At 65.8% G+C, this 657-nt stretch carries 2 protein-coding genes; both read left to right on the plus strand.

What is annotated here, in order from left to right; all coding sequences use genetic code 11:
* Positions 1–376: winged helix-turn-helix domain-containing protein (locus NW837_RS11590; RefSeq protein WP_414331665.1), on the plus strand; the 376-nt coding region annotated here is incomplete at its 5' end.
* Positions 346–657, plus strand: a 312-nt coding sequence (locus tag NW837_RS11595; protein WP_414331666.1) for a hypothetical protein, incomplete at its 3' end; no start/stop codon positions are given. The genes NW837_RS11590 and NW837_RS11595, both read left to right, overlap by 31 nt.

Here is a 657-nt window from a genome sequence, read left to right on the forward strand (position 1 = left end):
ACCCACCCGACAAGTCGCCCTCATCGTGGGCGTCTCGCGAATGTCCATTCACAAGTGGCTCACTTGGTATCGCACAGGCGGGCTGGATGAACTCACCCGTCGCACACGCGGGGGCAACCGAGCCACGCCGCGTTCATGGTTGACCCCCGACCAGCAGGCACAGCTCCTCCAGCACGCCGCTACGCAAGGCTTTCGCACGCTCCGCGAGGCAGCCGCGTGGTGTCGCGAGACACTGGGCGTGGAGCTGTCGGAGCGTCAGGTGCAACGGCTCTTCCATCGGCTGGGGTTTCGGCGCAAGGTACCGCGTCCGATGGCGGTGCGTGCGGACGCTGCGCTACAGGCGCAGTGGAAAAAAGGGGGTTTGGCGAGGCGTTGACGGCGCAGGGGGTGCGCTTAGGGCAGCGGGTGGTGTTTGTGGACGAGATGCGCGTTGGGCTCATCGGTCAGGTGCGTCGGCGTTGGACGGTGCGTGGGGTCAGGTTGTGTCAGCGAGTGGAGCGTTCGTACGAGTGGCGGTACTTGCAGGTAGCCGTTGACCCGTTGTCGGGTGAGGTGTGGTGGCGTTGGTCGGCGCGTTTGGGGAAGGAGGCGGCAGTGGCGGCGTTGTCGGAATGGCGTGCGTTAGGGGTAGAGGTCGTGGTGTGGGATAACGCGGGT

The sequence above is a fragment of the Synechococcus sp. R6-10 genome (genome assembly GCF_047461815.1).
Lineage (GTDB): Bacteria > Cyanobacteriota > Cyanobacteriia > Thermostichales > Thermostichaceae > Thermostichus.